The following is a 17,883-nucleotide window of genomic DNA, read 5'->3' on the forward strand; positions in this document are numbered from 1 at the left end:
TGTACATTATTCGCGTTTGCCGAGGTTTTCTATAGATTCAAAAGTTCCCGTAAAGTTTTGTCTTTCATTTAAATTGAAATAGATAAAGGAAAGCCCTAGCGGAAGAATGGAATATAACATATATTGAAATATAGAAGCGATTATGGAAAGTAGCATGTACACCCAATCAAAAACCCCGGTAATATCTGCTGCAGAATTTTCCTGGAATACCGTAAACATCTTAATGATGGTATAGATAAGCAGGGGAATTTGAAATATAAAACTAATCACATAGATAAGCAAAACAATTACAAAAATGGTGAAAAAGGTAATCCACCAGTTATTTCTTATCATTTGAAAAGCTTCTGAAATACTTTCGGTAATACTGGTCCCCCTAAAAACAAGAATTGCGGCACTAAGGCTTAGGGGCACGCTTATGTATATTCCTGGAATTAACAAAAGCATAAGTCCGGCTAAAGTTAATACCCAAACGACCAACTGGAGGCCAATGAGACTTCCCAGGTCCTTTTTTATACCTTGCCCTATCTCTTCCTGTTTCACCTGCCCATTATTGGCAATGTAGGATTTTACATAATGTAGTACGGTTCCACTCAAAACAGCGGAATACAATAATACCGATATCCCCAGAACAAAAATGGAGATAAGTACTTCTCCTTCATTAAGAACACCGGCATTTAAAACCGAGCTGCCTACAGTAGAATACATATAGTAGCTTAAGGCTGCAATAAGCAGGATAAAGGCCGGAGTGACAAATTTAAAGAAGCTGGCGAAAAAAGTTTTGTAATTTTCCCGAAGAAATCTAAAGAGTACACTTATAATATCCCCTAATTCCCGCTGTTGTTTAAACCTGATATAATTGCTGTTCATGGCTGGATTTTTTATGATGAAGGTAAATTGGATATAAAACGTAATAAAACAGGATCAGGCACAAAGAAAGCAAAATAATTAATATAGCAAGCCAGTCCGGCATGTGGGTTTGCCTGGTCACAAAACCTTCCAGGAAGCCGGCGATAATAAAAAAAGGAATGGTACTAATGACGATTTTTAAGCCATTTTTGATTCCTGAAGTAAAAGAACGAAGGCGGGAATAGGTTCCCGGAAATAATATACTTTTTCCCACTACCAGGCCCGCACAACCCGCCACGATGATCACAGAAATCTCTATGGTCCCATGGATCCAGATGGTCCTGGCAGATTCCCAAAGCAGGCCTTTCGCATAAAAGAAATATTGAAAAGAGCCCAGCATCACCGCATTCTGCATCAGGATAAAGGCAGTGCCCAAACCGGCAAGAATGCCCAGGGTAAAAGCAAAGAGCCCCACCCTTATATTATTAATGGTGATCCCCAGGAACATATCTGTTTCAGCAGCCTGCTTATAAACAGCCATGGGATCATTATTGGCAATATTTTCAAGAGTCATATTTACGTAAGCATCGCCAAGAATTCCCCGTACAAAGGCGCCGTCACTTGCTGCGGAAAAAGCGCCGATCACTGCAAATAGTGCAAAAATAAGAAAACTTAACAGCAATTGTTTTTGATGATAATAAAAGAAAAGCGGAAATTCTTCTGTAAAGAAGTTTAAGAACCTGTTCTTAGGCTCCTTCTTGTTCTTATACATTTTCTGGTGTGCGGCAGAAGCGATTTCATTCAGAAAAAGTACAGTATTGCTTTGCGGATAAAAAGTTTGGGCATAGCTTAAATCATCGCTTACTTCTATATAAATAGCAGAAAGTTGCTCCGGGGGAATGGCATTTTTATTTTGAAGGAGGCTTTCGAACTTCAACCATTTATCCTTATTTTGCTTCACAAAGGCGGCCTCGCGCATGTTTTTTTAATTAGGACTCAAAGTAACATATTTAATGGATAATTTTCAAATAGAAACTGCTCAAAATATAAGTATAAAACAGAAAGTGGCTGGAGTTGGAGATCGCATTGTGGCCTTTATTATAGACAGTTTTATTTTGGTGCTTTATGGGATCTTTATGGGGCTCATTATTGCGGGAACTTCTTTAGACCGAGGAGGAGATATGATGTATTACCTGGTGCTGGGACTGCCTGTTTTTTTATATTATCTGCTTTGGGAAACTTTCTGGAACGGGCAAACGCCGGGAAAAGCTGCAATGCAGATACGTGTGGTAATGCAGGACGGTTCCAGGCCTTCTTTTGCAAATTATCTCATCCGCTGGCTGTTACGTTTTGTAGATATTAGCCTTACCAGTGGGGCAGTGGCGGTGGTGGTTATTCTGCTTAATGGCAAAGGGCAGCGCCTGGGAGATATTGCCGCAAAGACCACGGTAATTTCTGAAAAGCGCCAGGTAAGTATTGGCAATACCCTGGCGGTTGACCTGCCGCAGGATTATATTCCTAAATATCCCCAGGTGACGGTTTTAAAAGATGCTGATATCCAGGAGATCAAAGGGATTTTTAGAAAAGCTAAAATTAATGGTAACCACCATATTATTCTTAGCCTGGCTAAAAAAGTGTCTGATCTTTTGGAGGTGGAATTTGAAGAAAATCCCATGGACTTTTTAAACCGGGTGATTTCAGATTATAATTATTATACGCAACAGTAAAGATGTGATTGCTACGCTTACTTACACTTCGCTTGTAATGTATTGAAGATCATTGTTTTGTCAAGGTAAATGGCTGATTAGCGCTGCAGCCGCGTCATGGAGAGACGGCAGCTAAATCAGCCTAATTATTCAATTATCTCCACATCCATATAAACATTGTCTATTGGCCATTCAGATTGTCCGGTTTTTACCTGCGAGATTTTTTCAGCTACCTCCATACCGCTGGTCACTTCGCCAAACACCGTGTGTTCATTATTAAGATGCGGAGCACCGCCCTTATCCATCACAATAAAAAATTCAAAAGGAGAAGAAGCTTTGCTTACGTTTTGCTCACTGTACTTTGCTGCAGAAAAAGCTCCGTAAGTATGCTTATGGCCGGCATCAAATTCGTTGGGAATAAGATAATTGCCAATATCACGGCGCATTTCATACGTACTTTTATTGTCTGAATTTCCGCCCTGTATTACAAACCCCGGGGCAACGCGGTGAAAATAAGTGTCGTCAAAATAGCCTTTTTTAACCAGCATAATAAAATTTGCGCGATGCAGCGGAGTGTCATTAAAAAGCCGTACCTCAATATCACCAAAACTGGTTTTAATCCGCACCCTGTTTTCAGGATTTTTCTTGCCATACTCGGTTAAAAATGGAATTAATTTTTCCTGCGGAATGGGATAAGAATCGCCTAATTCTTCTGCCGTGCCTTCTTTTTCTTCGGAATTACTTCCTGCAATGGCCGCTTCAGTAGAATCTGGTTCTTCTAATTGATCGGCTACCGTTTCAGCTGCGCTTTTCTGGGAAGATTTCTTATCTTCACAACTTGCAAAAAAAAGAACAAAGAAAACTGCAATTATCGTAAGGCTGGGTCTCATGGAATTCGACATCTTTAAATCTGAAATCTCAAAATTAAAAAAAATAGGGCTACCCGGCGAACCTGCACACCATAAATTAGCCCCTCAAATGAGGATTGATGAACTGGCCAACATCGATTTTAAAAAGCTGAAGCCCAATGAAGCCGGGGTGATGGCGCTTTTTTATCCCGATGCCAGCACCCATACCAATCTTGCACTAATATTAAGGAAAACTTATAAAGGGGTACATTCTAACCAGATTGGTTTTCCCGGGGGGCGGGTGGAAGCAACGGATAAGGACCTGGAGGAAACCGCGCTCAGGGAAACCGAAGAGGAGATTGGGGTGCCCCAAAAAGACATTACAGTCATCAAAAAATTGACTAAACTTTATATCCCGCCAAGTAACTTCTGGGTACATCCTTTTGTTGGAATCCTTGAAAAAACACCGGAACTCATTCCGCAGGAGTCTGAAGTGGAAGCTATTTTGGAAGTAAAACTGGAGCATTTTATGGACGATGAAAATATGGTGAACCAGCGTTTAAGCACCTCTTACGCCAAAAACATTGAAGTCCCGGCATTTAAGTTAAACGGGCATATTGTATGGGGCGCCACAGGGATGATGTTGAGTGAGTTGAAGGAAATGCTGAAACAGGTGCTGTAATAAAGGAATTATTATATTTGCTCCCGCTCAGGTAAATGCAGATAATATTAGCGAATTAAAAATGGGCCTTTTTAAGAAAAATCCTTTTGGACACATTTTATTTCTGAAGAAGTGGCTTATCCGCATCTTTGGAGTCATGACTCACAGAAGGTACCGTGGGTTCAATGAATTGAAAATAGAAGGTTCTGAAATTATTAAAAACCTTCCCGAGACCAATGTGCTGTTTGTTTCTAACCATCAAACCTATTTTGCAGATGTCGTGGCGATGTTCCACGTCTTTAACGCCAGTTTGAGCGGCAGGGTAGATTCCATCAAGAATATAGGCTATATCTGGCAGCCAAAAATGAATATTTATTATGTTGCGGCCAAAGAAACCATGCGTGCCGGACTTTTAACCCGTATTATGGCTTATGCCGGTGCGATAACCGTAGAACGCACCTGGAGGGAGAAAGGTAAAGAAATAAAGCGTGAAGTTAATCCCCAGGATTCTGAAAATATTGGGGAGGCACTGGAAGATGGCTGGGTAATCACTTTTCCGCAGGGCACCACAAAACCTTTTAAACCCATTAGAAAAGGTACTGCACATATTATAAAGAATTATAAGCCGGTGGTGATTCCCATAGTAATTGATGGCTTTCGAAGGTCTTTTGATAAAAAAGGACTCCGTATAAAAAAGAGAGGGATCTTACAGTCTTTTCAGATAAAAGAGCCTTTGCAAATAGATTATGAGAATGAATCTATTGAAGAAATTGTTGAAAAACTGGAGTATGCCATCGAGCAACACCCTTCCTTTCTAAAGGTAATCCCTGCGGAAGAAATCAAGGACATGGAAGAGCTTAATAAAAAGCGGAAATGGGAGTATTAGTTGTTTTAAGTGTAGAATGTTTAATGCTGAATTTTGAATTGTAGCTGTTTAGTTTTGCTAATTGTTAATTGTCAGTTTTCAACATTTTCACAACGAACTACGAACTATGAACTGCGAACTCCGAACTCTGAAAAAACCACCCCGGCCTTTGGCCACCCCTCCTTAAAAAGTAGGGGAGCGTTTTAAATTTGTTTTAAATGTTGAATGCTAAATACTGAATTTTGAATTTTGAATTGTAGCTGTTTAGTTTTGCTAATTGTTAATTGTCAGTTTTCAAAATTTTCACAACGAACTATGAACTATGAACTGCGAACTCTGAAAAAACCACCCCGGCCTTTGGCCACCCCTCCTTAAAAAGTATGGGAGCGTTTTAAATTTGTTTGAAATGTTGAATGCAAATACTGAATTGTGAATTGTAGCTGTTTTGCTAATTGCTAATTGTCAGTTTTCAACATTTTCACAACGAACTATGAACTGCGAACTCTGAAAAAACCACCCCGGCCTTTGGCCACCCCTCCTTGAAAAGTAGGGGAGCGTTTTAAATTTGTTTTAAATGTTGAATGCAAATACTGAATTTTGAATTGTAGCTGTTTTGCTAATTGCTAATTGTTAATTGTCAGTTTTCAACATTTTCACAACGAACTATGAACTATGAACTGCGAACTGCGAACTCTGAAAAAACCACCCCGGCCTTTGGCCACCCCTCCTTAAAAAATAGGGGAGCGTTTTAAATTTGTTTTAAATGTTGAATGTAAATACTGAATTTTGAATTGTAGCTGTTTTGCTAATTGCTAATTGTCAGTTTTGAACATTTTCACAACGAACTATGAACTATGAACTGCGAACTCCGAACTCTGAAAAAACCACCCCGGCCTTTGGCCACCCCTCCTTAAAAAGTAGGGGAGCGTTTTAAATTTGTTTTAAATGTTGAATGCTAAATACTGAATTTTGAATTGTTGCTGTTTAGTTTTGCTACTTGTCCATTTTCAATATTTTGCCCCTTAACTCCAAACTCCAAACTCCAAACTCCAAACCACGAACTTCATTCTCTATTAAAATCCAACGTCTAGCCGCTAAAGACTACCTCCTGTTTCACACGTCCAGTTTTTTTAATTCCTGATAATTGCGGTTTAGCCTTCTTAGCAGGATCCCGTAGATAAGCCTGTAAAACAACCAGATGATTCCCATCAGTAAAGCCAGCCCTATTAAAACAATAAGAGAAAGCTTTATCCAGGCGAAGGTGTTAAAGGCATAACTTCCTGTTGTGGCTGCCTCTGCAGTTGCACTGTGGTGTTCAAGAATAAAATATAGGGAAACCAGGCCCGTAAATGCTGAACCAATAAGTACAAAAGCAATATAGTATTTTACTGTTTTACGTGTTTTTAAGATGTTTTTCATCAAATCTGAAGCGCTATCGGTGGAATTAATCCTCCTGTAATTTCGGTAAAACTTAAAAATAAAGAAGAGCGTAACGAGATAACCTACCACATTGGAAATAACGGTAAATTCAGTCAGGTCAAATTCCTCTATTTCCTTCCAGTAATTTTTATCAATAATAGCAATGTCCAATACGGCCCAGAATAAAAATTCCAGTACACTTATAATAAATATCCACTTTACAATAGAAGAAGATTTCTTCCAGATCATATTGTAAATTTCATTATAAGAAAGGTGGGGCAGGCTTGCTTCCCTGCTCTTCCAGTCCTTTTTTAATAAATCCAATCCATCCATTTATTCCTAAGGATTTAATATGGTTCGCAATTTTGTCTTCACCCTGTTCATCTTCACTCTTGCATTTACTTCAGAAATTCCCAGGGTTTCTGAAATTTCCTTATAATTTTTATCTTCCAGATATAAAAAAACAAGTGCTTTTTCTATATCATTTAATTCCTTTATAGCATCATACATCAGCTTTATTTGCTGCTCTTCTTCATCATTGTACTCTTCAGCCTTAATTTTAAAGTGAACACTCTCATAATCCTGAGTCTGTATTCCCCGCTTTTTCTTACGATAAAGTGTAATTGCCGTATTTAAAGCTACCCTGTACATCCAGGTACTAAACTTTGCATCGCCACGAAATTTTGGATAAGCCTTCCATAGCTGGATTGTTATCTCCTGAAATAAATCGTTATGTGAAGCCTGGTCGTTTGTGTAAATTCGGCATATTTTATGCGCAATGTTCTGGTGCTTTTCCAGGTTCGTCACAAACTGATGTTCTAGTTCCTTATTCACAGTAATTGGTTAGCTCTTATTGGTAGCCTGAAGAGCGGCAATGTTACAAAAAACTATAAATTATAGTTAATGCCATATCAATTTTTCTTTGGCAACTTCAGAAAAGTTAAATTTGGGTAAAACCAACCAAATATGAATATTCCCCAGTCGGATTTACCAAGAGTAGTAGTTATAGGAGGAGGTTTCGCCGGAATGGCCCTTGCCCGAAAATTGCTGAAGGAGGATGTACAAATGGTATTGCTGGACAAGCATAATTATCACACCTTCCAGCCATTGCTTTACCAGGTTTCTACAGCCAGCCTGGAACCAGATTCTATTGCCTATCCTTTGCGTAAGATTACCCGGGACAGTAAGAAATGCTTTTTCAGGCTTACCGAGGTTTCTTCAATTTCTCCTGAAGAACAAGTTGTGCATACAAATATTGGGGATATAGTATATGATTACCTGGTGATTGCCACCGGATCCAAGACCAATTTCTTTGGCAACGAAAGCATAGAAAAAAATGGCATGTGGATGAAAACGGTGCCCCAGGCGCTTAATATCCGCAGTCTTATCCTGGAAAACCTGGAACAGGCCGTAATTACCGATGATGCTGAAAAAAGAAAAGCCTTACTTAATTTCGTAATCGTGGGAGCAGGCCCTACCGGTGTGGAATTAAGCGGAGCCATAGCCGAGCTTAGAAATAATATTGTGCCTAAAGACTATCCAGATATCAATCCGGAAGAAATGAATATACATTTGCTGGAAGGCCTGGGAAGAGTACTTCCGCCTATGAGCGAAGAAGCTTCTAAAAAGGCGGACAAGTTCCTCAAAGAGCTGGGAGTTCATATTCATTTAAACACCATGGTTGAAAATTATGATGGCCACCTGGTGAAAACAAATACCGATCTTGCTCTTAAAACCGAAACCTTTATCTGGTCCGCAGGAGTAACCGGGGCGCCTGTTAAAGGCCTTAATGCTTCGGCAATGGTAGAAAAAGCCAATAGGTACGAGGTTAATTCTTTTAACCAGGTAAAAGGTTATGAGAATATTTTTGCAATTGGAGATATCGCCCTTATGCAAAGTGAAGAATATCCCAAAGGCCACCCTATGGTCGCCCAGCCGGCTATTCAGCAGGGAAAACATTTAGCTAAAAATATAAAGAAACTTATTAAAGGTGAGAAACTGGAGCCATTTGACTATTACGATAAAGGGACTATGGCCACTGTAGGCAGGAACCGCGCCGTGGTAGATATGGGGAAGCTCAAATTTGGAGGATTTCTTGCCTGGTTTATCTGGATGTTTGTTCACTTATGGTTCCTCATAGGTTTTAGAAACCGGTTAGTAACTTTCTTTAACTGGGTATATAATTATATTAATTTTGATAAAGCCGCCAGGCTTATTGTGAGGCCGTTTAAAGCAAATAAGGAGATCATGGAAGTAGATGATGATGTTTAAATTCCATTTCTTCTTAAAATAGACAGAGTTCTACCAATATTCTAGGCCTTCTGGAAATGCAATAGATCAAAACAATTCAGCTTTAATATTTTACACTTCGGTAAGCTTTAATTCTTAAGCAGGTTTTTCAGGTTCATATTTGTTTCATAAACAATATGAGATGAAAACTTTTTTACTTCTTTTAATTTTTTCTTCCGGCGGATACCTTTTTGCCCAGCAAACCGTAAGCGGCAGGATTACAGACGGGCATAATAATCCTGTTTATGGTGCAAACGTCTACCTTCTTAATACTTATGATGGCACCACAAGTGCAGAAGATGGCAGTTTCTGGTTCCAGACCTCAGAAACAGGATTGCAAAGCCTCGTTCTTTCGTTTATTTCTTTTGAAAAATTTGAAAAAACCTTAGAAGTAAGTGCAATGCAGGATATGCACATTGTATTAAAGGAAGACGTAAGTGCCTTAGATGCTGTGGTGCTAAATGCGGGAACTTTTTCTGCCGGGGATAATTCCCGGGTTTCTGTTTTAAAGCCATTAGACGTGGTGACCACCGCCGGGGTGGCCGGGGATTTTATTGCGGCTTTGCAAACCCTGCCCGGTACCCAAACGGTGGGAGAAGACGGGAGGTTATTTGTAAGAGGAGGTACTGCTGAAGAAACTCAGATTTTCATAGATGGCTTAAGGGTGTTTCAGCCATATACTGCCTCGGCAAATAATTTACCCTCACGTGGAAGGTATTCTCCATTCCTTTTTGATGGGATCACCTTTTCTACCGGTGGCTATTCGGCTGAATACGGCCAGGCGCTTTCCAGCGTTTTGCTGTTGAACACCATCAACGAACCAGATCAAACTGAAACCAACATTTCCCTGATGAGCGTAGGAGCGGGCCTTGGCCATACTCAAAAATGGCAAAAATCTTCTTTGTCCATCAATGCCAATTACATCAACCTGGCGCCATACCAGGAACTGGTGCCGAATAATGAAAATGCTAATTTTCAAAAGCCTTATGAAAACCTTGGTGGAGAAGCAGTTTTTAGAAGGCAATTTGCCAATGGACTTTTAAAGGTGTACACCGCTTACGACCATACAAATTTTGAGATCTTACAACCGGATATCAACCTTCAAAGGCCGGTAGATTTTAAACTAAATAATGATAATTTCTATGGGAATACTTCATATAAAGGTCGGTTAGGCAATGGCTGGAGCATTGAGCCGGGGATGAGTATTTCCCGTGCTCTAAATACATTTAACATTGATGAATCCAGGGTGAATTCTAAAGAAGATGCCGCGCATCTTAAACTCAAGGCCGGAAAGAGATTCGACAATCATTTTAAACTGAATTATGGAGCTGAGATAATTTTTCAGGAATATTCTGAAGATTTTACGGAGGAAGAAGCGCTTTCCAAGCTTAATTATCAAAATACTATTTTCGCGGCATATTCAGAAGCCGATATCATTTTCACTAAAAATTTTGCTTTAAAGGCAGGGGCAAGGACTTCCTATATGGCACTTAATGAGGAAGTAAAATTAGCTCCAAGAATTTCGCTTGCCTATAAATTAAATGCAGCAGGGCAATTTTCATTTGCTTACGGAGAATTTTTTCAACAGCCTCAAAATCTCTATTTAAAGTATGACGAACAGCTAAAGCCCGAAAATGCTACTCATTTTATTCTAAATTACCTGTATACAAAGCCAGGATATATGATGAGGGCTGAAGCTTATTACAAAATATATGACCAGCTTATAAAGTACAATACCAAACGTCCCGGTTATGATTCAAATTTTAGTAATGCGGGCAGTGGTTACGCTACGGGGCTTGATCTCTTCTTCAGGGGTAATAAAAGTATAGAGAACCTGGAATACTGGTTTTCCTATAGCTATATAGATTCTAAGCGTGATTTTAAGAATTATCCCGCTAAAGCGACTCCAGATTTTGTGGCCAAACAATCAGCCAGTCTTGTTACCAAATACTGGATAGAAGATTGGCAAAGTCAAATGGGATTCACCTATAACTTTTCCAGCGGGAGACCTTATGAAAACCCCAAAACCACTGGTTTTATGAATGAGAAAACCCGGAATTACCACAACCTGAGTTTTAACTGGGCCTATTTAATAGATCAACAAAAGATCCTTTATTTCTCGGTTTCCAATATTACCGGGAGTAAAAACATTTTTGGTTATGAGTATGCTGATGCGCCTGCCATTGACGGGAAATTTGCAGAAAGGGCCATTACTCCTGCAGCAGACAGGTTTTTCTTTGTTGGCTTTTTCTGGACCATTAGTAGTGATAAACATTCCAACCAGTTAGAAAATTTGTAAAAGGCAATTCATCCTGAAAAAACTACAGTTCAGGAATTTAAAATTTCATTAGTTATTGTTAATTACCAATTTTGAGGATACTTAAAACTAAAAATCATGAAAAAAATCACGTTTTGTTGTTTAAGCTTTTTGCTGATAATTTTACAGGCTACCGCGCAAACCAAATATGAATCGGGCATGGAAAAAGCTTTTGGTTTATGGCAAAATGAACAGACTACTGAAGCTGCAAACCTCTTTGAAAGAATAGCGGTAGCTGAAAAAAATAAATGGATTCCCTATTACTATGCAGCCCAAATTAAAATTGTAGAAAGTTTTGATATGGCAGATCCCGTAAAGAAAGAGCAGCAGCTGGTACAGGCACAGTCACTTTTGGATGCTGCTAGAGCTAATGCTGCCAGAAATAATGTGGAACTTATGGTGTTGCAGGCTTTGCTACATACGGCTTACATCACGCTGGAACCTTCGGTGTATGGAATGAAGCTCTCTCCTGTAATCAGCAATATCTATGAAGAAGCGGCAAAAATTGCACCTGATAATCCGCGTGTTGTTCTTTCTAAAGCCGAATGGAATATGGGAGCGGCAAAATTCTTCGGAAAAGATCCGGGCGAATATTGTGATGATCTAAAAAGCAGCCTCAAGCTTTTTTCAGATTTTACTCCTGAAGAAAAATTCTGGCCAGAATGGGGGGAAGACCGGGCAAAGCAACTTATAAAGGCAAATTGCGGAGAATAAATTTTAATTAAATTGAAGTTTTATACAACTCAGTATTTAAATATAACAGTCCGGCAGATTTAAATTTTATATCATTCAAAAGAACCGGAAATTAGTCCTGTAAATAATAATAAGAATGAAAACCTTTCTGAAAATTTTAAAAATAGCACTGGTAATAAGTCTTATCGTGGTTGTTCTGGATGCAATATTTGGAAGCTTCAGGCTGGAAAACTTGTTACAGTGGAAGGTGTGGACAATGTATTTTTTCTACTCATTTGTGCTAACCTTATTAAATGCCATTTATTTTGATTTTTTCAGAAAAAAAATTGGGTGGAAAAATGCCGGTTTAAAAAGGGTGGCACTGGCATCTGGTGGCAGCATTATTTTAACTTTAATAGGCTTCTTTTTTTGCAGGCTGGTTAACTACACTATTGTTAAGGATTCCAGCCTTAATGAGTTTCTTGAAAATGAAAGTCTCCGGTACTATCTTTTTCCGCTGTTGTTTACCACTTTGGTTTCCCTTTTTTTTCATCTTATTTACTTTTATAAAGCCCTTCAGGAGCAAAAGGTAACCGAACAAAAAATTATTGCCGGGACGGCTTCTGCTAAATTTGAGAGTCTCAAGAACCAGATAGATCCGCATTTTTTATTCAACAGCCTTAACGTTCTTACGTCGCTTATTGATGAAAACCCGGAACAGGCCCAAAAATTCACCACCTCTCTTTCAAAAATTTACCGGTATGTACTGGAACAAAAAGATAAAGAACTGGTAAACCTGGAAGAGGAACTGGCGTTTGCCGTGACTTATATGAAACTGCTTAAAATGAGGTTTGAAAACAGTATTTTTTATGAAGTGCCGGAGAAACTCTCTTCTCCCGATGCCAAAGTGGTTCCCCTGTCCCTTCAGCTGTTGTTGGAAAATACCATAAAACATAATGTGGTAAGCGAGAACAGGCCATTAAAAATTAAAATTTTTGAAGAGGATGGTTACCTGGTTATTGAAAATAACCTCCAGAAAAAAGAAGTTATCCATCAGCGAAAAGGAGTGGGCCTTCAAAATATTGTAGACCGTTACGGACTTATAACGAATCGAAAAGTAACTATAGAAGAAAACAGGGCGTTCTTTAAAGTGCGCTTACCAGTACTAACAAAACAAATTTCAATTATGGACACTACACAAATCAATCAGGACAACGCCTATTTTAAAGCCAAACAGCGGGTGAAAGAATTAAAGGAATTCTACGGGAATTTAATTTCTTATTGCGTGGTTATCCCGTTTCTTATCTTTATAAATTATTACACATTCTGGGGATTTCAATGGTTCTGGTTTCCTTTATTCGGATGGGGAATAGGTTTAACCATTCACGGATTTTCAGTTTTTGGTTACGGCTCAGAATGGGAAGAACGTAAAATAAAGGAGATCATGGAAAAAGAGCAACAACAAAAAACCTCGTGGAAATAATGGAAACTAAAGATACAGAAAGCATTAATTACCTTTCCGCTAAAAAAAGGGTAAAAAAGATACGGGGTTTTTATATTCATTTCGTGATTTACCTTTTCCTCAATATTTCCTTCTTTATTGTGGGTGCACGTGATGAGGGAGTATGGGAGGCTTTGGGAGACCTGTCTAATTATAGTACGGCCTTTTTCTGGGGCATTGGATTATTTGCACACTGGTCCAGCGTTTTTGGAAGAGATCTCTTCTTTGGTAAACACTGGGAAGAAAAGAAGATTAAGGAAATCCTTCAAAAGGAAAGAAGAAAAACCTGGGAATAGGTTAATAATATACATCACATGATCAAAGCTCTTATAATAGAAGATGAAAAGCCCTCAGCCAGGCGGCTGCAGCGAATGCTGGAGAAACTGGAAGTAGAAGTGATTTCCACCTTACATTCTGTAGATGAGGCCACAAACTGGTTTTTGCAAAACGAACATCCGGAACTTATCTTTTTGGATATACAGTTAAGTGACGGGCTGTCTTTTGAAATTTTTGATAATGTTGAGGTGAAGAGCGCCATAATCTTTACCACCGCTTATGATGAGTATGCGCTAAAGGCTTTTAAACTGAACAGTATTGATTACCTTTTGAAGCCTATAGATGATGAAGAGCTGGAAACTGCCCTGAAAAAGTATAATGAAAAGCGAATATCCAACTCTGGCAATATGGATATTAAAAACCTTAAAAGTTTGTTGAACCTTAGCGAAGCGGAATATAAAAAAAGATTTACGGTCCAGGTGGGGCAACATCTTAAATTAATAAACGTAGAAGAGATAAGCTGTTTTTATTCTGAAAATAAATCTACCTATATCCATACCCTGGATGGCCGAAACTATCCGGTGGATACTTCTCTTGAAAATCTCGAAAAAGAACTGAATCCCGATAAATTCTTCCGGATAAACCGCCAGGCTATTGTTCATGTGAACGCTATAAAAGATATTATAGCATATACTAATTCCCGATTAAAATTAGTGCTGAATTCATTTAATGAATTTCCATTGATTGTAAGCCGGGAAAGGGTAAAGGAATTTAAAAGCTGGCTTTCTTAAATGTTAAATTTTGATTTTCTTAAAACCGTAAAGAGAAAGATTCCGTACATATAAATGAAGTTCAAATAACTATTGAATTTAAATATGATTCTTTTTTGGCGAAATTCTCTATTTGAGCTTTAATTTTTTTGGTTGGTTATGGAGAAGGTTTGTTCGTTGGGGACAAACCTTCTCTCTTTTATTTTTATACTAAAACAGCCTTTCTTTTTAAGGAAAGGCTGTTTTGGTAAATTTCTTTTTAGCATACTTATGGTGTTGCGGCAACGGTACCCAAAACGTATAATTGATCCATACTTGGGGTTTCACTACCACCTTCCGGTTCCAGGGTGATTCCAAAAGCTTCAGATTGATTTGCATTCTCCAGTTGGAAAACTTTGTTTTCGTCTTGATAAAAATCATCAAGCAATCCAATGCTTGTAGGTTGTAAAGGCTGCATGGTTAGCGACCAGACCTGGTACACTTTACCCCGGGGTGGTTCCGGCAAACCCTGCGCATCTATAAATATCTGGTTTTGTTCAGCATTCCAGAAAACCGTGGCGTAGGAATCTGGGGCAGCATCCTGGCCTGCGAGCAGAACCCTTTCGGTATTCCTGTCTCTAATTATGGCCAGAAGTTCTTCGGCTTTGTCTGCACTTTTACGAGCATCGGCGATTTGTTGTTCCATTTGTGCATTTCGAGCCTGCTGATTTCTTAGAGCCTCCCTTAACTCGTTATTTTTATTGAATAAAAAGAATAGCCCTACAAGGAGCAGGAGACTTGCCGCCCATCCTAAATAGGTTATAACAGTGGCTGTTTTACGTTGCGCAGGTATGGTTTGACCTCTTTCTTCATTGTTTATTTTGGTGTTGATGGCCGCTAAAACCTCCTGGGGATTATAGGGCGCCACCGATACCGCCAGGCGGGAAAGCGCTGCTTCAATTTCTTCCACTTCCTCTCTAATTTCAGGATGTTGTTTCAGTTCATTAGAAACCTCCCGGCTTTCTTCTTCACTTAAGGCCCCGCAAACATAAAGTTCTAAAACTCCTGATGATATGTATTCCTGTAAATCCATATTATTCCAGTACAAACTTCCTTAAACTTTTAATACACGCCCTGTTTTTAGTTTTTACAGACCCCAGGGGCATTTTCAATTCTTCGGCGGTTTCCTTTTGGGTGTAGCCTTTAAAGAAAAGCAGGTCGATGAGCTTTTTACATATAGGTTCAAGTGCCTCAATAAATTTTCTAATCCCTATAGCATCTGTAGCGGCGGCGTGATTAGTCCTGGTCTCTAAAATATCTACGAAATTTTCGGGCTGCAGGTTTTGTCTCTTATTTTTGAAGTCTTTGGAGCGCAACTTGTCAATGGATGCATTTCGCGCAATATTAAGTACCCAGGTGAAAAATCTTCCTTTATCAGAATCATATGAAGAAGCGTTATTCCATATTTTCATAAAAACATCCTGAAGTAGTTCTTCCGCGACTTTTTCATCATTTACTATGCTGTAAATAATTCCAAACGTACTTTCTGAATAAAGTTCGTAAATACGCTCAAAAGCACGTTGATTTCCGTTTTGTAGCTCCCGGATTAGGCCGTCTTGTTGCATGTGGAGTGTTTCATAAAGCTTAAATGTATAAAATAATTAGGTATATAAATAATAAAAGCAGCTCACCGGCTGCTTTTATTATTTATATACAAGTACAAAAGATTACATGGTAATTTCTGCACATCCTACTCTTGTTCCGGCATCTCCGGAAGGTTGAGAAGTATAGTCATCTACCCCGTCATGTACAATAATTGCTTTTCCAACAATATTCTTATTAGGATCGTCACATCCTATACACCATTCATCTGTAGAGAAATCTATGGTACCTTCTCCGTCACTGTTTACTTCGAAGTTTCCTATATCTCCCCGGTGATATCCTTCTTCATCACCCCATTCTCCGTGAGGTTGATTGGTAGGATTCCAGTGTCCTCCGGCAGAAGTTCCGTCTTCTGCAGAGCAATCTGCTTTCTCATGGATATGAATGGCATGTGTACCTTCAGACAGGCCGGTAATGGTACCTTCCATGGTTACTTCCCCGTCTTCTTCAGTAAAAGTGATAGTTCCTGCGAGGTCACTTCCACTTTTAGCTTCAAGATTTACGGTTATTTCCTGAGGCTCTTCAGATTCCATGTTATTCTGATTCATTTCTGAAGTTTCCTCAACCTCCATTTGATTTTCTGTCTCATTCTCTCCCTGGTTATTTTTGCAACCAACAACAAAGAGAGAAGCGCAAAATAATAATGATAAACTAATACGTTTCATAATTTCAGGTTTGGTTTAGTAATTAAACATAACTAAATTACACGTATTGCAGGCATTCACCAAAGTTTTAAGTATAGCTTAACAGTGAAGGAGCGGGATAAAGTCTAAATATTTACGTGAAGGCGATCTAAGATTAAAATTTTCCCAGTTTGGTTTTTACCTGAATTTTCCCGGTAAGGCTTTTATGAACAGGGCATTTATCGGCGATTTCAAGCAGCTTTGCCTTTTGCTTTTCATTCACTTCTCCATCAATTATAATTTCCCTCAGGAAGGTATCTATTTTAGAATCATTTTTTTCACAGTTTTCACAATCTGCGGCGTGTTGCCTGGTATAATCTACATGGGTTTCAACATTTTTTAAATGCCATTTTTTACGCCGGGCATACATTTGCAAAGTCATGGAAGTGCAGGCGGCCAGCCCGGCAGAAAGCAATTCGTAGGGTGTAGGGCCAAAATTATCTCCTCCAATATTTACAGGTTCATCTGCAATAAAGTTATGAGGACCGGCTTTAATTTGAGTTGTAAGGCCTTCTTCTCCAAGATTTGCCACAATCTGATGATCTGTTTGCAAGTCTATTTCTTCTTCTTTATCAATATATCGCTCTGCCCAGGCAGCAATTACTTTCCCGGCATAGGAAGCATCTTTTCTTTCACCTAGTAAATGGCTGGCGCCATCCAGGGAAACAAAACTTTTAGGATGGCCAAGATTGCGGTATAGTGCTTCGGCATTTTTAATTTCAACAATTTTATCCTGCGGAGAATGCATGAGAAGAACTGCCTTTTCGAGGCTTGCCAGTTTTTTCTGAAGATCGTGCTTGTGAAGGTCTTCCAGGAACTGTTTTTTAATCTTAAAAGACCTTCCGCCAATATTCACCTGGGCATCTGCATCTTTTTGAAGTTCATCCAATTGTTCAGCCAGTAATCCTTTTACGTGGGTAACTGTGGAGGGGGCTGCAATTGTGGCAACTGCCTTCACAGAGGGTATTTTTTCTGAAGCCATTAAAACCGCAGCTCCTCCCAGAGAATGCCCTACCATAACAGAGGGAGCACCAAACTCCTTTTCAAGAAAACCGGCAGCGGCAAGTAAATCTTCAATATTTCCGGAAAAATTTGTTTCAGAAAAATCGCCTTCACTTTCCCCCAATCCTGTAAAATCAAACCGCAGCACGCCAAATCCCAGCGCTGCCAGATTCCTGCTGATAATCTTTGGGGCAAAGAAATTCTTATTACAGGTAAAGCAATGTGCAAACAGTACAAAGTTATGCGGTTTTTGATTGGTGGGAAGTTCCATGTAGCCTGAAAGATGATCACCATTCTTATTCTCAAATTCCACTTTGCTTGTCCTCATAGTAGTTGCTTCTTTGATACTGATAAAATAGAGAAATTTATCTGTTTCCAAAAAAATAA

At 39.1% G+C, this 17,883-nt stretch carries 18 protein-coding genes; 9 read left to right on the top strand and 9 right to left on the bottom strand.

Annotation, left to right across the window (positions count from 1 at the left end):
• Positions 1–6: 6 nt before the first annotated feature.
• Together AB8M93_RS02050 and AB8M93_RS02055 are read right to left on the bottom strand one after the other, a co-directional pair.
• On the bottom strand, positions 7–867 hold the full coding sequence (locus tag AB8M93_RS02050) for a hypothetical protein (protein ID WP_373055964.1): 861 nt from the start codon (positions 865–867) through the stop codon (positions 7–9).
• On the bottom strand, positions 842–1,825 hold the full coding sequence (locus AB8M93_RS02055) for a stage II sporulation protein M (RefSeq protein WP_373055965.1): 984 nt from the start codon (positions 1,823–1,825) through the stop codon (positions 842–844). The genes AB8M93_RS02050 and AB8M93_RS02055 overlap by 26 nt, the downstream gene beginning before the upstream one ends.
• Positions 1,826–1,859: 34 nt before the next feature.
• Between AB8M93_RS02055 and AB8M93_RS02060 the strand changes: the two genes are divergently transcribed.
• Positions 1,860–2,573, top strand: a complete 714-nt coding sequence (locus AB8M93_RS02060; RefSeq protein ID WP_373055966.1) for an RDD family protein — start codon at positions 1,860–1,862, stop codon at positions 2,571–2,573.
• 125 nt (positions 2,574–2,698) lie between these two features.
• Here AB8M93_RS02060 and AB8M93_RS02065 read toward each other — a convergent pair whose 3' ends face one another.
• Entirely contained in the window at positions 2,699–3,442 is a 744-nt protein-coding gene (locus AB8M93_RS02065; protein WP_373055967.1) for a peptidylprolyl isomerase, read from the bottom strand.
• Between AB8M93_RS02065 and AB8M93_RS02070 the strand changes: the two genes are divergently transcribed.
• Both AB8M93_RS02070 and AB8M93_RS02075 read left to right on the top strand, forming a co-directional pair.
• Positions 3,441–4,082, top strand: a complete 642-nt coding sequence (locus AB8M93_RS02070; protein WP_373055968.1) for an NUDIX hydrolase — start codon at positions 3,441–3,443, stop codon at positions 4,080–4,082. The genes AB8M93_RS02065 and AB8M93_RS02070 overlap by 2 nt on opposite strands.
• A gap of 61 nt (positions 4,083–4,143) precedes the next feature.
• Positions 4,144–4,947 (top strand): lysophospholipid acyltransferase family protein, encoded by an 804-nt coding sequence (locus AB8M93_RS02075; protein WP_373055969.1) that lies wholly within the window; start codon positions 4,144–4,146, stop codon positions 4,945–4,947.
• 1,092 nt (positions 4,948–6,039) lie between these two features.
• Here AB8M93_RS02075 and AB8M93_RS02080 read toward each other — a convergent pair.
• Together AB8M93_RS02080 and AB8M93_RS02085 are read right to left on the bottom strand one after the other, a co-directional pair.
• Positions 6,040–6,678 carry a DUF8845 family protein gene (locus AB8M93_RS02080; protein WP_373055970.1) on the bottom strand — a complete coding sequence of 213 codons (639 nt, stop codon included), beginning with the start codon at positions 6,676–6,678 and terminating at the stop codon, positions 6,040–6,042.
• A 6-nt stretch (positions 6,679–6,684) separates the two neighbouring features.
• Positions 6,685–7,179, bottom strand: a complete 495-nt coding sequence (locus tag AB8M93_RS02085; RefSeq protein ID WP_373055971.1) for an RNA polymerase sigma factor — start codon at positions 7,177–7,179, stop codon at positions 6,685–6,687.
• A 132-nt stretch (positions 7,180–7,311) separates the two neighbouring features.
• Between AB8M93_RS02085 and AB8M93_RS02090 the strand changes: the two genes are divergently transcribed.
• From AB8M93_RS02090 to AB8M93_RS02115, 6 genes are all read left to right on the top strand, one after another.
• A complete protein-coding gene (locus AB8M93_RS02090; protein WP_373055972.1) occupies positions 7,312–8,616 on the top strand; it encodes an NAD(P)/FAD-dependent oxidoreductase in 1,305 nt (434 codons plus the stop codon).
• 160 nt (positions 8,617–8,776) lie between these two features.
• Entirely contained in the window at positions 8,777–10,933 is a 2,157-nt protein-coding gene (locus AB8M93_RS02095) for a TonB-dependent receptor (protein WP_373055973.1), read from the top strand.
• Positions 10,934–11,029: 96 nt separating this feature from the next.
• Positions 11,030–11,665, top strand: coding sequence for a hypothetical protein (locus AB8M93_RS02100; RefSeq protein WP_373055974.1), 636 nt, complete (start codon positions 11,030–11,032; stop codon positions 11,663–11,665).
• Positions 11,666–11,780: 115 nt separating this feature from the next.
• The gene (locus AB8M93_RS02105; RefSeq protein ID WP_373055975.1) at positions 11,781–13,106 is read left to right on the top strand and encodes a 2TM domain-containing protein; all 1,326 of its coding nucleotides are present in this window, start codon (positions 11,781–11,783) and stop codon (positions 13,104–13,106) included.
• Positions 13,106–13,420 carry a 2TM domain-containing protein gene (locus AB8M93_RS02110; RefSeq protein ID WP_373055976.1) on the top strand — a complete coding sequence of 105 codons (315 nt, stop codon included), beginning with the start codon at positions 13,106–13,108 and terminating at the stop codon, positions 13,418–13,420. Before AB8M93_RS02105 ends, AB8M93_RS02110 begins: the two co-directional genes overlap by 1 nt.
• 21 nt (positions 13,421–13,441) lie before the next feature.
• Complete coding sequence (locus AB8M93_RS02115) at positions 13,442–14,191, top strand: LytR/AlgR family response regulator transcription factor (protein WP_373056212.1); 750 nt, start codon at positions 13,442–13,444, stop codon at positions 14,189–14,191.
• A gap of 247 nt (positions 14,192–14,438) precedes the next feature.
• On the opposite strand, the gene AB8M93_RS02120 is transcribed toward AB8M93_RS02115, so the two are convergent.
• The 4 genes from AB8M93_RS02120 to AB8M93_RS02135 form a co-directional block, all read right to left on the bottom strand.
• The gene (locus AB8M93_RS02120; protein ID WP_373055977.1) at positions 14,439–15,242 is read right to left on the bottom strand and encodes an anti-sigma factor; all 804 of its coding nucleotides are present in this window, start codon (positions 15,240–15,242) and stop codon (positions 14,439–14,441) included.
• 1 nt (position 15,243) lies between these two features.
• Entirely contained in the window at positions 15,244–15,774 is a 531-nt protein-coding gene (locus AB8M93_RS02125) for an RNA polymerase sigma factor (protein WP_373055978.1), read from the bottom strand.
• Between the two features lie 102 nt (positions 15,775–15,876).
• Positions 15,877–16,476 (bottom strand): superoxide dismutase family protein, encoded by a 600-nt coding sequence (locus AB8M93_RS02130; protein ID WP_373055979.1) that lies wholly within the window; start codon positions 16,474–16,476, stop codon positions 15,877–15,879.
• A 133-nt stretch (positions 16,477–16,609) separates the two neighbouring features.
• Positions 16,610–17,824 carry a bifunctional alpha/beta hydrolase/OsmC family protein gene (locus AB8M93_RS02135; protein ID WP_373055980.1) on the bottom strand — a complete coding sequence of 405 codons (1,215 nt, stop codon included), beginning with the start codon at positions 17,822–17,824 and terminating at the stop codon, positions 16,610–16,612.
• Positions 17,825–17,883: the final 59 nt, after the last annotated feature.

Origin of the sequence: Autumnicola aciditolerans (genome assembly GCF_041679265.1) — a bacterium.
In the GTDB taxonomy this organism is placed as follows: Bacteria; Bacteroidota; Bacteroidia; order Flavobacteriales; family Flavobacteriaceae; genus Autumnicola.